We start from the raw sequence: 13,796 nt of genomic DNA, 5'->3' as shown, positions 1-13,796 counted from the left end.
TATGGCCCCCTTGCGGGGGCCCTTGACAAACCGTCAGTTCTGTGAATCCGTCCGTCAGTACTGGTGGTCGACCTGGTGCCGCGCCACGAAGGCGGCCGCCTGGGTGCGCCGCTCCATGCCCATCTTGGCGAGCAGACTGGAGACGTAGTTCTTCACCGTCTTCTCGGCCAGGTGCAACTCGTTGCCGATCTGACGGTTCGTCATCCCCTCGCCGATCAGGTCGAGGATCCGCCGCTCCTGCTTGGTGAGTTGGGCGAGCCGCTCGTCCTCCTTCTCGCCGCCGTCGCGCAGCCGGGCGAGCACCCTGCTGGTGGCGACCGGGTCGAGCAGCGAGCGCCCGGCCGCGACGTCGCGGACGGCGGTGATCAGGTCGCTGCCGCGGATCGCCTTCAGCACGTAGCCGGAGGCGCCGGCCATGATCGAGTCGAACAGCGCCTCGTCGTCCGAGAACGAGGTCAGCATCAGGCACTTGATCTCCGGCAGCCCGGACCGGATCTCGCGGCAGACCTCGACCCCGTTGCCGTCCGGCAGCCGGACGTCGAGCACCGCCACGTCCGGGTGGACCGCCGGGATCCGGGTGAGTGCCTCGGCGGCCGTGCCGGCCTCGCCGACCACCTCGATGTCGCCCTCGACCGAGAGCAGATCGTGCACGCCCCGCCGGACGACCTCGTGGTCGTCGAGCAGGAATACCCTGATTTGTCCGTTATCAGTCACGTCCAAAGCCTCCCATATCACCGTACGAAAGACCTATCACCCGGACCTCCGCAACGACGTGATCCGGCCAGGACCGTCCGAAACCGATACCGAGAACCCCCTTACGTACGGGCGTCCGCCCGGATAACGTGCGCTGGTGTCCTGAAGGCGCTCGAATTGAGAGCTGCGTCACGCCGTCCGTCACCCCCACCCTTCCGACGGCGAGCCGAGCGCGGCACCCTCGGGGTTGTAGACCCTGAACAAGTAGGACGTCCTAGCGCAAGCGCGTCGAGGGCGGACGCTGGGTAACGTTCTCGTGAGGGACGCCGTCGGAACAGGATCACCACCTGCCCCGTAGGGGAAGCGCACACCCACGCGCGCCCCGCGAGGCGGTGACCGGACCGGTCACCGGCGACCCCGGGCGGCCGGACAGACCGAGGAGTGAACGTGACCGTCAAAAGCACGGCGAGGGCCCGCAAGAAGGCGGCCCCCGGCGTCCCTGACACCCTCCGCGCCAAGGGCGAGAACGCCCAGCCGGAGCTCGTCCAGCTGCTCACGCCGGAAGGCGAGCGGGTCGAGCACCCGGACTACCCCCTCACCACCACTCCCGAGGAGCTGCGCGCCCTCTACCGCGACCTGGTGCTGGTGCGCCGGTTCGACAGCGAGGCCACCTCGCTGCAGCGCCAGGGCGAGCTCGGCCTGTGGGCCTCGCTGCTCGGCCAGGAGGCCGCCCAGGTCGGCTCCGGCCGCGCCATGCGCCCCGGCGACTACGCCTTCCCCACGTACCGCGAGCACGGCGTGGCCTGGTGCCGCGACGTCGACCCGCTGAACCTGCTCGGCATGTTCCGCGGCGTGAACCACGGCGGCTGGGACCCGAACGAGAAGAACTTCCACCTGTACACCATCGTGATCGGCGCGCAGGCCCTGCACGCCACCGGCTACGCGATGGGCATCAGCAAGGACGGCGCGGACGACGCGGTGATCGCGTACTTCGGTGACGGCGCCTCCAGCCAGGGCGACGTCAACGAGGCCTTCACCTTCGCCTCGGTCTACAACTCGCCGGTGGTGTTCTTCTGCCAGAACAACCAGTGGGCGATCTCCGAGCCCACCACCACCCAGACCAGGATCCCGCTGTACCGCCGCGCCTCCGGCTTCGGCTTCCCGGGCGTCCGGGTCGACGGCAACGACGTGCTGGCCTGCCTGGCGGTCACCCGCTGGGCGCTCGACCACGCCCGCAGCGGCAACGGCCCGGTGCTGATCGAGGCGTTCACCTACCGGATGGGTGCCCACACCACCTCCGACGACCCCACCCGCTACCGGCACACCGAGGAGACCGAGGCCTGGAAGGCCAAGGACCCGATCAGCCGGCTCCGCGCCCACCTGGAGAAGGAGGGCCTGGCCGACGAGGAGTTCTTCGCCTCCGTCGAAGCCGAGAGCGAGCAGCTGGGGCTGCGGGTGCGCGAGGGCGTGCGCGGCATGCCGGACCCGGACCCGACCCTGATCTTCGACCACGTGTACAGCGAGCCGCACACGCTGGTCGATGAGGAACGGGCCGAGTACATCGAGTACGCGGCCTCCTTCGAGGCGGGGGAGACCCACTGATGGCCGGTCAGCTGAGCATCGCCAAGGCGCTGAACGGAGCGCTGCGCAAGTCGCTGGAGAACGACCCGAAGACCGTCCTGATGGGCGAGGACATCGGCAAGCTCGGCGGCGTCTTCCGGATCACCGACGGCCTGCAGAAGGACTTCGGCGAGGACCGGGTGATCGACACCCCGCTCGCCGAGTCCGGCATCATGGGCACCGCGATCGGCCTCGCGCTGCGCGGCTACCGCCCCGTCGTGGAGATCCAGTTCGACGGCTTCGTCTACCCGGCCTTCGACCAGATCGTCTCCCAGCTGGCCAAGATGCACGCCCGTGCGCTGGGCCACGTCAAGCTGCCGGTCACCGTGCGCATCCCCTACGCGGGTGGCATCGGCGCGGTCGAGCACCACAGCGAGTCGCACGAGGCGTACTTCGCCCACACCGCCGGCCTGCGGGTGGTCACCCCGGCCAGCGCGCACGACGCCCACTGGATGCTGCGGCAGTCGATCGAGTCCGACGACCCGGTCATCTTCCTGGAGCCCAAGCGCCGTTACTGGGACAAGGGCGAGGTCGGCGACGCCGCCGACCTGGGCCTGCACGACGCCCGGATCGTCCGGCCCGGCACCGACGCGACGCTGATCGCGTACGGCCCGATGGTCAAGGTCTGCCTGGAGGCCGCCGCGGCCGCCGAGGAGGACGGCCGCCGGCTGGAGGTCGTCGACCTGCGCTCGCTCTCCCCGGTGGACTTCGCCGCCCTGGAGGAGTCGGTCAGGCGCACCGGCCGCGCCGTGGTGGTGCACGAGGCACCCGTCTTCCTGGGTATGGGCGCCGAGTTGGCCGCCCGGCTCACCGAGAAGTGCTTCTACCACCTGGAGGCGCCGGTCCTGCGGGTCGGCGGCTACCACGCGCCGTACCCGCCGTCCCGCGTCGAGGAGGCATTCCTCCCCGACCTTGACCGCGTGCTCGACGCCGTCGACCGCGCGCTCGCGTACTGATCCAGGGGAGCGAAGATGACCACCGAAGTTCGCTCGCTCCGCGAGTTCAAGATGCCCGACGTGGGCGAGGGCCTCACCGAGGCCGAGATCCTCAGCTGGTACGTCAAGCCCGGTGACACCGTCACCGACGGGCAGGTCGTCTGCGAGGTGGAGACCGCCAAGGCGGCAGTGGAGCTGCCCATCCCGTTCAACGGGGTGGTCGAGAACCTGCACTTCCCCGAGGGCGCGACGGTCGACGTCGGCACCGTGATCATCTCGGTCGCGGTCGCCGGGGAGGCGGGGGCCGCGGCTCCGGCCGCCCCCGCCGCGGCGCCGGCCCAGGCTCCGGCCCCGGCGTCCGACGCGGAGTCCGAGCCCGAGCGGCGCGAGGTGCTGGTCGGGTACGGCCCGCGCACCGGCGCCGCCCAGCGCCGGGCGCGGCGGACGACCACGACCAAGGTCGCCGCCGCCGCTCAGGCCCCGGCCGCCGCGCCGGCGCCCGCGGCTCCCGCGCCGGTGGCCGAAGCACCCGGCGGGGAACGGCCGTTGGCCAAGCCGCCGGTGCGCAAGCTGGCCAAGGACCTCGGCGTCGACCTGCGCGCGGTCACCCCGACCGGCCGGGACGGCGTGGTCACCCGCGAGGACGTGCACGCCCACGCCGCCGCCCAGGCCGCTCCGGCGGCCGCCCCGGCGGTCGCGGTGGCCGAGGCCGCCGTGGCCGAGCCGGCCGCGCCGCAGGCGCCGGTGCCCACCACGGGCGACGTCCGGGTGCCGATCAAGGGCGTCCGCAAGGCGACCGCCCAGGCGATGGTGGCCTCGGCCTTCACCGCCCCGCACGTCACCGAGTTCGTGCAGGTCGACGTGACCCGCACGATGAAGTTCGTCCGCCGGCTCAAGGAGAGCGGCGAGCTGGGCCGGGACGTCCGGGTCAGCCCGCTGCTGATCGTCGCCAAGGCGCTGCTCACCGCGATCAAGCGGCACCCCGGGATCAACGCCCAGTGGGACGAGGCGGCCCAGGAGATCGTCCTCAAGGGCCAGGTGAACCTCGGCATCGCCGCGGCCACCCCGCGCGGCCTGATCGTCCCGAACATCAAGGACGCCGGGTCCAAGACCCTCGCGGGGCTGGCCACTTCGCTCGGCGAGCTGGTCGAGACCGCCCGTCAGGGCAAGACCTCGCCGGCCGACATGCAGGGCGGGACGGTCACCATCACCAACGTCGGCGTCTTCGGCGTCGACACCGGCACCCCGATCCTCAACCCGGGCGAGGCCGCCATCCTGGCCTTCGGCGCGGTCCGGGAACTGCCGTGGGTGCACAAGGGCAAGGTCGTCCCGCGGCAGGTGACCACGCTCGCGCTCTCCTTCGACCACCGCCTGGTGGACGGGGAACTGGGCTCCAGGGTGCTGGCCGACGTGGCCGCCCTGCTGGAGCGCCCGAAGCGCCTGATCACCTGGGGCTGACGGTCCGGCAGCACGTAGAAGGGGCCCTCCCGCGCACCGTGCGCGGGAGGGCCCCTTCGTCATGACCGCCCGATCGACTACCGCCGGGGCCGGAGCCGACGGACGGCGACCAGGACGCCCGCGCCGAGGGCGAGCAGGAAGGCGGAGCCTGCGGCGAGCAGGGTGTTGGTGGCGGAGGAGCCGGTCCGGGCCAGCTCGGGGGTGCCGGCCGGCGCGGTGGTGGCCGGGGCGGCGGACGGGGCCGACGCCTTCGGGGCCTCGGCGGCCGGGGCGGCCGTCTGGCTCCGGTCGGTCGCGGGCTCGGCGGCCTCGGCGGGCGCCTCCTTGGCGGGTGCGGCCTTGGTCGGGGCGGGCTTGGGCTTGGCCGCGGCGGTCGGGGCGGCCGGCTTGGCGGTGGCGGTGCCGGCGTCCTGGGGGTGGGTCACCTTGACCGGCTTGAAGCCCGAGTCGCCGGGCCCCTGGGAGCCGGCCATCTCGGTCGAGGCCAGCAGGTTGATCGAGGTCACCCCGGCCGGGGTGCTGGGGGCCAGCGCGTACCGGAACTTGAAGGTCATCGTGCTGTGGGCGGCCATCCGCTGGCGCTGGGAGCCGGTGACGTCGAGGACGCGGGTGCAGCCGTCCCGCAGCTGGAGGTTCTTCCAGGCGCCGGTGTGGTCCTGGAACTGCACCCTGACGTCCTTGCCGCGGGCCGCGGCGCCCGGGCCCGGGGTGACCAGGCCGAGTACGGGCTCCATGCCGTGGGCGTCCTCGGCGGCCCTGTTGGTGACCTTGAGGGAGACCTCGTTCCAGCTGCCGTCCGCGGCCACCGTGGACCCGGCGGAGACGATGGCGGTGTCGGGAGAGAGGCCGGGCGCGCCGGCCGGGGCCTTGTACGCGCCGGTGACCCGGTAGTCCCCGCAGGCCCAGGCGGTGTCGGTGGCGAGGACCTGCACGCCGCCGGCGAGGACCACGGTGGCGGCGACGGTGGCGATGCGGCGGCGGCCGGAGAGCGCGCGGTCGTTCTTCGCGAATCGGGTGATAACGGACGTGCGCATGGCGTGACTCCCCAGGGCCGTGTGACTGACGGTGTGGTGTGAAGACGACCGGCCTGCTCCGCTCCTGGTGAGCGGAAGCGCCCCCCGGCTCCGCCGGTCTCGCTCTCCGTGCCTTCATCCGTATAGACGCGCGTCCCCGGCGGGGGTTGCAGTCGGGTCCGGAAGTTTTTTCGGGCGCTTCCGAGGCGCCGCTTCGGGATACTGCCGGGATGACGGATGAGCTGACGGTCAGACCGGAAACGACGCCGACCGGGAGCGGGGAGCGTCGGTCGCTGCGGCGGGACGCGTCGGGGCCGGCGCTGCTGGCGGGGCTGGTGTGCGTCGCGGTGTCCTTCTCGGGACCGCTGGTGGTGGTGCTCGCGGCGGCGGCCGCCGGACGGCTGGACGCCGCGCACACGGCGTCCTGGATCTGGGCGGTGGCGATCGGCAGCGGGGTGAGCGGCTTCGCGCTGAGCTGGTGGACCCGCACGCCGGTGATCACCGCCTGGTCCACCCCGGGCGCCGCCTTGCTGGTGACCAGTCTGGGCGACTACCCGTACCGGGAGGCGGTCGGGGCGTTCCTGGTGAGCGCGGCGGTGGTGGCGCTGTTCGGGGTGACCGGCTGGTTCGGCCGGCTGATCGCGGCGGTGCCGGTCGGGATCGTGAACGCGATGCTCGCGGGCATCCTGTTCTCCTTCGGCGCCGGGATCTTCGGCGCCGTGCACAGCGCGCCGGTGCTGGTGCTGGGCAGCTTCGCGGCCTTCCTGCTGGCCAAGCGCCTCGCACCGCGGTACGCCGTGCCGGTCGCGCTGCTGGTCGGCGGGGCGCTGGCGGCGCTGACCGTCGGACTGCCGCTGCACCTGGGCTCTGGCGGGCCGACCGTGCCGGTGCTGACGGTGCCGGCGTTCTCCGGGGCGGCCCTGGTGGGGCTGGCGCTGCCGCTCACGATCGTCGCGCTGGCCTCGCAGAACGCGCCGGGCCTCGGGGTGATGCGGGCGTTCGGCTACCGGGCGGACGACCGGCTGCTGATCGGCTCGACCGGCGCGGTGTCGATGCTGATGGCGCCGTTCGGCTCGCCCGGGGTGAACCTGGCGGCGATCACGGCGGCGATCTGCTCGGGCCCGGAGGCCCATCCGGACCCGCGCCGCCGGTACGTCGCCGGGATGTCCTCGGGCGCGCTGTACGTGCTGGTGGGCAGCTTCGGCGGAGTGCTGGTGAGCCTGTTCACCGGGCTGCCGAAGGAGCTGATCGCGGTGATCGCCGGGGTCGCGCTGCTGGCCTCGCTGCAGGGCAGCCTGGCGGCCGCGGTCGCGGAGGAGCGGGGACGGGACGCGGCGGTGGTGACCTTCCTGGCGAGCGCCTCGGGAATGAGCCTGTTCGGGATCGGCTCGGCCTTCTGGGGGCTGCTCTTCGGGCTCGGCACCCACCTGGTGCTGGGCTTCCGGAGGGGCTGAGCGGCGGTGTGGTTGGTATGACCCGTATGACAGGGGGGATGTGGATCGTTCGGCCAGGTCGGTGACATTTTCGCGCCCGGATAGGCGGACCCCACCCGTCCGGGTACGTCTCCGCTCCACCACCCGGGCGACGCCGGGTGCCGGAGCCCGGAGGACGCACCCGTATGCCGCCTGGCAACCCTGGCCGTCTCGTGCGGAGCATGGCCGCACTCGTGCTGGTGTCCGCCGCCGCCCTCCCGGCCGCCCTGGAGCTGGCCGGCCCCTCGCCGTTCGGCGTGATCGGGCCGGGGGCCCCGGCCGACCGCGCGGTGCCGCCGCACACGGCGCTCCGCGCCGACCAGCGGATATCCGAGGTCGCCCCGACCGTCGACATACGCCGCACCGGCGAACCGGCCAACCGGATCACCCTGGTGCTGCTCGGCGACGGCTACACGGCCGACGAGCAGGACCTCTTCCGGCTGCAGGCGGACAAGGCCTGGCGCGCCCTGATGGACATCGAGCCCTTCCGCACCTACCAGGCCTTCTTCAACATCAGGCGGGTGGAGGTGGTCTCCCCGGTCTCCGGGATCGCCGAGTCCGAGAAGCACGGCCGCAGGACCGCCACCCCGCTCGGCATGCACTTCTGGTGCGAGGGCACCGCCCGGCTGCTCTGCGCCGACGAGGCCGCCACCGCCCGGTACGCGGGGGACGGCGCCGGCCCGCAGTACCTGATCGCGCTGGCCAACTCCACCGAGTACGGCGGCGCCGGCGGCACCGGAGTGACCACCCTGGCGGGCGGCAACCCGGACGCCGGGCGGATCCTCCAGCACGAGATCGGGCACACCGTGGGGGACCTCGGCGACGAGTACGACAGCGCCCCGGACGACGCCGACTACCCGAACCTCGCCACCCTCAACGCCGACGAGATGCGCCGGAAGCAGCTCAAGTGGTGGCGCTGGCTGGGCGCCGAGTCCCCGGACGGGGCCGGCGTGATCGGGGCGTACCGCAGCGCCAACGGCCTCTACCGGCCCACGCCGGACTCGGTGATGCGCACCCTGGGCAGCGCGTACAACCTCCCCTCGCGGGAGGCGATCATCGAGGAGCTGTACCGCAGGGTCCGGCCGACCGACGCCCCGGTGCCGGCCCCCGGCGAGGTGGCCGGTCGGCCCCGGCTCGACGTCCGGCCGCTGCCGCTGACCGGCCCGCGGCGGCTGCAGGTGGAGTGGAAGGTGGACGGCGTCCCGGTGACGCCGCAGTCCCCCGACGGCTCCTGGCTGGACACCGCCGGGCTGGAACTGGCCCCGGGCCGGACGGCCACCGTGACGGCGACCGTCCGGGACACCACCGACTGGGTGCGGGACGAGGCCTTCCGGGACCGCTACATGACCCGCTCGGTGTCCTGGACGCTGACCGGCTGAGGACCCGGTCCGCGCACCCCGGCTCCGGGCATCCGATCATGGGATGACTAATCTGGTCGGACTATGACCGTGGAGCCCGCCCGTCCAGCCCCGTCCCCGTCCGTCCCCGCTCCCCGGTCCACCGCCGAGCCCGTCCCCGTACCGCTGTCCGCGCCCGCGCCCGCCGCGCCGCCCGGTGGCCGGGCGGCCTGGCTGGCGTGGTCCGTCGGGGTGAGCGTCTACGTCCTGGCCGTCATCCACCGCACCAGCCTCGGCGTGGCCGGACTGGACGCCGCCGACCGCTTCGGCATCGGCGCCTCGGCCCTCTCCACCTTCTCGATCCTCCAGGTGCTGGTCTACGCGGCCATGCAGATCCCGGTCGGCCTGCTGGTCGACCGGTTCGGGCCGCGCCGGGTGCTGATGCTCGGCATCGTGCTGCTGAGCACCGGTCAGCTGGCCTTCGCGTTCAGCGCCGACTTCGGCCCCGCGCTGGCCTCCCGCGCGGTGCTCGGCTGCGGTGACGCGATGACCTTCATCAGCGTGCTGCGGATCGCCGCCCGGTGGTTCCCGGCGGCCCGCAACCCCTTCGTGGCCCAGCTGACCGGCCTGGTCGGGATGGGCGGCAACCTGGTCACCACCGTGGTGCTCGCCCGGGCGCTGCACAGCGAGGGCTGGACGCCCACCTTCACCGCGATCGCGCTGCTCGGCGCGGGGGTGTTCGTGCCGGTCGCGTTCCTGCTCCGGGACGCGCCGCCCCGGCAGGGGGCCGGCGCCCGGCCGGAGCCGGTCGGGGCGCGGCCGAAGGTCGGCCGACAGGTCCTCGCCTGCTGGCGGGAGCCGGGCACCCGGCTCGGGCTCTGGATCCACTTCACCACCCAGTTCCCCGGCAACGCCTTCGGCCTGCTCTGGGGCCTGCCCTACCTGGTACAGGCGCAGGGCATGTCCCGGGCCGGGGCCGGCGGGCTGCTGACCCTGCTGGTGCTCAGCAACATGACCTTCGGCTTCGTCTTCGGCCGGCTGCTCTCCGCCACGGCCCGGGCCCGGATGCCGATCGTCCTGACCGTCGTGGCGACCACCGCGCTCGGCTGGGCGCTGGTGCTGGCCTGGCCCGGCGGCCACCCGCCGGCCTGGCTGCTGGTCGGGATCATCCTGGTGATGGGCAGCAACGGCCCGGCCTCGCTGGTCGGCCTCGACTACGCGCGCGCCCGCAATCCCGTGGAGCGGCTCGGCACCGCCTCCGGGATCGTCAACATGGGCGGCTTCATCGGCACGATGATCACCCTGTTCGGCATCGGCGTGCTGCTGGACCTGCTCTCCCCGGACGGCGCCGGGTCCTACTCGGCCGCCGCCTTCCGCTGGGCGTTCTGCTGGCAGTACGTCCCGCTGGCGGTGGGCACGGCGATGATCCTGCGGCTGCGCCGGAAGGTCGCGGCGCAGCCGGGCTGAGCCCCGGGCCCGTGCGGGGCCCGGGGCGGCGGGCGCCGGCCGTCAGATGGTCACCGAGAAGTTGGCCAGCACCCGCTCGGCCAGCTCCTGGTCGCCCTCGACGGAGACCGGGCCGGGCCGGCCGCGCCCGCAGGCGAGCCGCAGGTAGGTCTCCCAGCCCATGGTGAGCTGGACGTCGGGGGCCAGGCTGATCGACTCGTCCACGGTGCAGCGGCCGGCGGCGTCCACCCGGACGGTGCGCAGGAACTCCACCGGGCCGGTGACGTCCAGCACCAGGGCCGTCCCGGCCGGTGCCCCGGCCTTGTCGGCGACGGCCTTGGGCAGCAGCTCCAGCAGCAGGTCCCGGGTGATCAGGGCGGCCGGGGCGTCCAGGTTGCCCGGAGCCTCCAGGGCCCGGCGCAGGTCCTGCTCGTGCACCCAGACGTCGAAGGCCCGCATCCGCAGCAGCTCGTGGTACGGGACGTCCCTGGCCAGCGGTCCGGCCGGCCAGCGCACCGGCTCCTCGGGCGTCTGCTTGGCGTTCCGCAGCGCCCGGGAGCGGCGGATGATCGTGTACTCCAGCTCGCTGGTCATCTCCAGCGCGGTGTGGCAGCGGCGCTTGTCGACCGGGAGTTCGACGTAACGGGCGAACTCCGTGGTGACGTGACGGAGGTCACGCGGCAGCGAGTGGATCGGGCGGGGGTCGCCGAGCAGGTCGGACTCGACCGCGATCACGTGGGACACGACGTCCCGGACGGACCAGCCGGGGCACTCGGTGGCCCGGTTCCAGGAGTCCTCGGGGAGGGGGGCGACCAGCTCCGATATGGACTCGATGGTCTGGGTCCACGCCTCGGTGTAAGCCTGCACGGTCTGGTTGTCCGTCACGGGAATCTCCGGCCCTCCGTCAGCTTCCTTGCCTCTGCGCCCCGCCGTCACGCCGACCGGGATGGTCCGGCTTCCGGGCGCACACGCTAACCGCACGTTACGCTGCCGGGAGACAGCTGGGCAGCGCTTTCGGGTGACGATCGTAGGTCTCTTGCCGTGGACGGTGGTACTGTGCGCGCTTCATTGATCCAACTCGCGGTCTCCGACGCGGAGCCGCCCGCCGAGCGGAGGGCTCGGGCGGCGTCCCTGGTGCGGGCGCAGCAGGGCGCCGACCTGGTGGTGCTCCCGGAGCTGTGGCCGCTCGGCGGCTTCGCCCACGACCTCTGGTCGGACGGCGCGGAGACGCTGGACGGGCCCACCTCCGACGCGATGTCGGCCGCCGCCCGGGCCGCCGGGGCCTGGCTGCACGCCGGTTCGATCGTCGAACGCGATCCGGACGGGCCGATCTACAACACCTCGCTGCTGTTCTCCCCGGACGGCGAGCTGGTGCACACGTACCGCAAGATCCACCGCTTCGGCTTCGACAGCGGCGAGGCGGTGGTGATGGGGGCCGGTCAGGAGATCGTCACGGCGCCCGTCGACTTCGCCACGCTGGGCCTGGCCACCTGCTACGACCTGCGCTTCCCGGAGCTGTTCCGGGCGCTGCTGGACGCCGGCGCGCAGCTGCTGGTGGTCCCGGCGGCCTGGCCGGCCCGGCGGCGCGAGCACTGGACGCTGCTGGCCCGGGCCCGGGCGGTGGAGGAGCAGGCCTTCGTGCTGGCCTGCAACACCGCCGGGACGCACGCCGGGGTCGAGCAGGCCGGGCACAGCATCGTGGTGGACCCGTGGGGCCGGGTGCTGGCCGAGGCGGGGCCGGACGAGGAGGTCCTGACGGTCGAGTTCGACCCGGCCGAGGTGGCCAAGGCGCGGGAGGAGTTCCCGGTGCTGCGGGACCGCCTGCTGGGGATCCCGGCGCCGGTCCAGCGCTGAGCCGGGGCGGGGCCGGGGCGCGGGGACGGCGTTTCGGAGGGTTGGTTCGTACCTGGGCCGGTCGGGTTTGAGAAGATGAGCACTCGTCGTGTTCCCCACCGGCCCGGACGAGGGCCGGCACGGTAGGCCGCCCGAGGAGGTCGCGCCCATGCCTGGCGACGGCGCAGGCGACACCCCCCGCCCCGTCATCCACCGCAACAGCCTGCGCGAGCAGATCGCCGGAGCGCTGCGCGAGGAGATGATGGCCGGCCGGCTCGCGGCCGGCCGCAACTTCACCGTCAAGGAGATCGCCGAGCTGTACGGCGTCTCCGCGACCCCGGCCCGCGAGGCCCTGGTCGACCTCGGTGCGCAGGGCCTGCTGCGGGCCGAGCACCACCGCGGCTTCACCGTGCCCGAGCTGGGGTGGGACGACTTCCTGGAGATCTTCGAGTCCCGGGTGCTGATCACCGACAGCTTCCACCGCCAGTTCGTCGCCCGCCGGTCGCTGCCCGACCTCAGCCGGCTGCCCTCGCTGCACCGCCGGGCGGACGCGGCGGTGCGGGCCGCCCGGGCCGGGAACCTGGACGTGATGGTGGGCTGCGACCGCCGGTTCTGGCAGGAGGTCGGCGGGCTGCTCGGCAACCGCCGGATCGCTGACTACCTGGACTGGCTGCGGGTGCAGTCCTGGATGTTCGCCGCGCGCTACCTGCGGGAACTGCCCGCACTGGGCGGGATCTGCTGGGAGCGCCACCCGGACCTGGTCGGGGCGATCGAGGCCCGCGACTCGGTCGGCGCGCACCGGATCATCTGCGAGTACAACCTGTACACCGTCCGGCTGCTGGCCGGGCTGGCCGGGCAGCCGCTGGAGTCGGTGACCGTCCTGGGGCTGCTCACCGAGTACGTCGGCGAGGAGCTGCCGCCGGTGCCGGTCGAGCCGCCGCCGGCACCGGCCGTCGAGCCCGCCGCCGGTCCCGCCGCCGGGCCCGGTCCGGAGCCCGGCGCGGCCCGCGCCGAGCGGAGCCGCCGCGGCGACGAGGTGGGCCGGGAACTCGGCCGTGAGCTGGGCCTGGGCCTCGGCCTGGTGCCCCAGCCGCGCACGCTGCCGTACGGCCGGTTCGGCCGTCGGCTGGCCGAGCCGGCTCCGGAGGCCGGGCGGGGACGGCCCGACCCGCACGCCGCGCCGGGCCGGTAGGGTGGGCGGGCGTCGGACCGGGCGCCCCGCCGAAGGGCCGTCCGGGCACCGACCCAGCCCCGTCGTCGCCCCGTCCGCGCGGGCGATCCCCGCCTCCGGAGAGGAACTGCCGGCCATGGCCTGCGACCTCTGGCTCGTCCCGCTGGTGGACGTGCTGAGCCACAGCACCGACAACCCCTTCCGGGACGACCTCGCGCTCTACAACTCGGTGCTGGCCTCGCGCGGGCTGCCCGAGGTGCCGGTCTACCGGTTCGTGCCGGGCGTCAGCGGCGCGGTCGAGCCGATAGCCGCCTTCGACTACGACTCGCTGCACTTCCTGCGCCGCGCCTACCTGTTGGGCCTCACCGGGCTGGACATCACCCCGGTCGACGCGCTCGGCGGCGACTACGAGCAGCTGCTGGAGATGTTCGAGAGCAGCGCCGAACAGTCGCACCTGGTCTGGCACTTCGACCACGCCGGCGCGTACGTGCCGGTCGAGTTCCCGGTGCCGCTGGTGGACGACACGCTGCTGGCCTCCGGCGGCCCGCTCGGCTCCAGCCACGGGCTGCTGCGCGAACTCCAGGCCGTCGCACCGGCGCTGGGCATCGACCCGCTCAACCCGCCGGACCCGACCCGGCCGCTCGGCCCGACCGGCCTGGAGCAGCCGTTCGGGCCGCCGATCGACGACGTCCACCCCTTCGCCCGGGAGCGGCACGCCTGGTCGGGGCTGTACGCGGCGGCGACCAGGAGCGTCACCCAGGGCTCGATGATCGTCTTCGCCTGAGCCCCCTCCGCGGCCAGGGCCCGGGCCCTCGCGG

At 73.6% G+C, this 13,796-nt stretch carries 12 protein-coding genes; 9 read left to right on the top strand and 3 right to left on the bottom strand.

Annotated elements, in window-relative coordinates; all coding sequences use genetic code 11:
- Nucleotides 1-54: 54 nt before the first annotated feature.
- Nucleotides 55-714, bottom strand: coding sequence for a response regulator (locus ACZ5GH_RS18335; protein WP_387752035.1), 660 nt, complete (start codon nucleotides 712-714; stop codon nucleotides 55-57).
- A 426-nt stretch (nucleotides 715-1,140) separates the two neighbouring features.
- On the opposite strand from ACZ5GH_RS18335, the gene pdhA reads away from it, so the two are divergent.
- Genes pdhA through ACZ5GH_RS18320 form a run of 3 tightly spaced genes read left to right on the top strand, consistent with a single transcriptional unit; the run spans nucleotide 1,141 to nucleotide 4,706 of the window.
- Entirely contained in the window at nucleotides 1,141-2,295 is a 1,155-nt protein-coding gene (gene pdhA, locus ACZ5GH_RS18330; RefSeq protein ID WP_387752038.1) for a pyruvate dehydrogenase (acetyl-transferring) E1 component subunit alpha, read from the top strand.
- On the top strand, nucleotides 2,295-3,269 hold the full coding sequence (locus tag ACZ5GH_RS18325; protein WP_387752040.1) for an alpha-ketoacid dehydrogenase subunit beta: 975 nt from the start codon (nucleotides 2,295-2,297) through the stop codon (nucleotides 3,267-3,269). Before pdhA ends, ACZ5GH_RS18325 begins: the two co-directional genes overlap by 1 nt.
- 15 nt (nucleotides 3,270-3,284) lie before the next feature.
- Nucleotides 3,285-4,706 (top strand): dihydrolipoamide acetyltransferase family protein, encoded by a 1,422-nt coding sequence (locus ACZ5GH_RS18320; protein ID WP_464334777.1) that lies wholly within the window; start codon nucleotides 3,285-3,287, stop codon nucleotides 4,704-4,706.
- Nucleotides 4,707-4,783: 77 nt separating this feature from the next.
- On the opposite strand, the gene ACZ5GH_RS18315 is transcribed toward ACZ5GH_RS18320, so the two are convergent.
- Complete coding sequence (locus ACZ5GH_RS18315) at nucleotides 4,784-5,740, bottom strand: hypothetical protein (RefSeq protein ID WP_464334776.1); 957 nt, start codon at nucleotides 5,738-5,740, stop codon at nucleotides 4,784-4,786.
- A 209-nt stretch (nucleotides 5,741-5,949) separates the two neighbouring features.
- Between ACZ5GH_RS18315 and ACZ5GH_RS18310 the strand changes: the two genes are divergently transcribed.
- From ACZ5GH_RS18310 to ACZ5GH_RS18300, 3 genes are all read left to right on the top strand, one after another.
- Nucleotides 5,950-7,173, top strand: coding sequence for a benzoate/H(+) symporter BenE family transporter (locus ACZ5GH_RS18310; protein WP_464334775.1), 1,224 nt, complete (start codon nucleotides 5,950-5,952; stop codon nucleotides 7,171-7,173).
- 200 nt (nucleotides 7,174-7,373) lie between these two features.
- Nucleotides 7,374-8,570 (top strand): M64 family metallopeptidase, encoded by a 1,197-nt coding sequence (locus ACZ5GH_RS18305; protein WP_387752050.1) that lies wholly within the window; start codon nucleotides 7,374-7,376, stop codon nucleotides 8,568-8,570.
- 63 nt (nucleotides 8,571-8,633) lie between these two features.
- Nucleotides 8,634-9,995, top strand: a complete 1,362-nt coding sequence (locus tag ACZ5GH_RS18300) for an MFS transporter (protein ID WP_464334774.1) — start codon at nucleotides 8,634-8,636, stop codon at nucleotides 9,993-9,995.
- A 42-nt stretch (nucleotides 9,996-10,037) separates the two neighbouring features.
- Here ACZ5GH_RS18300 and ACZ5GH_RS18295 read toward each other — a convergent pair whose 3' ends face one another.
- The gene (locus ACZ5GH_RS18295; RefSeq protein WP_401106036.1) at nucleotides 10,038-10,859 is read right to left on the bottom strand and encodes a maleylpyruvate isomerase family mycothiol-dependent enzyme; all 822 of its coding nucleotides are present in this window, start codon (nucleotides 10,857-10,859) and stop codon (nucleotides 10,038-10,040) included.
- Nucleotides 10,860-11,030: 171 nt separating this feature from the next.
- On the opposite strand from ACZ5GH_RS18295, the gene ACZ5GH_RS18290 reads away from it, so the two are divergent.
- The 3 genes from ACZ5GH_RS18290 (at nucleotide 11,031) to ACZ5GH_RS18280 (ending at nucleotide 13,762) form a co-directional block, all read left to right on the top strand.
- Entirely contained in the window at nucleotides 11,031-11,828 is a 798-nt protein-coding gene (locus ACZ5GH_RS18290; RefSeq protein WP_387752059.1) for a carbon-nitrogen family hydrolase, read from the top strand.
- A 148-nt stretch (nucleotides 11,829-11,976) separates the two neighbouring features.
- The gene (locus ACZ5GH_RS18285; protein ID WP_464334773.1) at nucleotides 11,977-12,999 is read left to right on the top strand and encodes a GntR family transcriptional regulator; all 1,023 of its coding nucleotides are present in this window, start codon (nucleotides 11,977-11,979) and stop codon (nucleotides 12,997-12,999) included.
- A gap of 115 nt (nucleotides 13,000-13,114) precedes the next feature.
- A complete protein-coding gene (locus ACZ5GH_RS18280) occupies nucleotides 13,115-13,762 on the top strand; it encodes a hypothetical protein (protein ID WP_464334772.1) in 648 nt (215 codons plus the stop codon).
- Nucleotides 13,763-13,796 lie beyond the last annotated feature (34 nt).

The sequence above is a fragment of the Kitasatospora sp. Xyl93 genome, from assembly GCF_055383135.1.
This window is presented reverse-complemented; position numbering and strand designations above follow the sequence as displayed.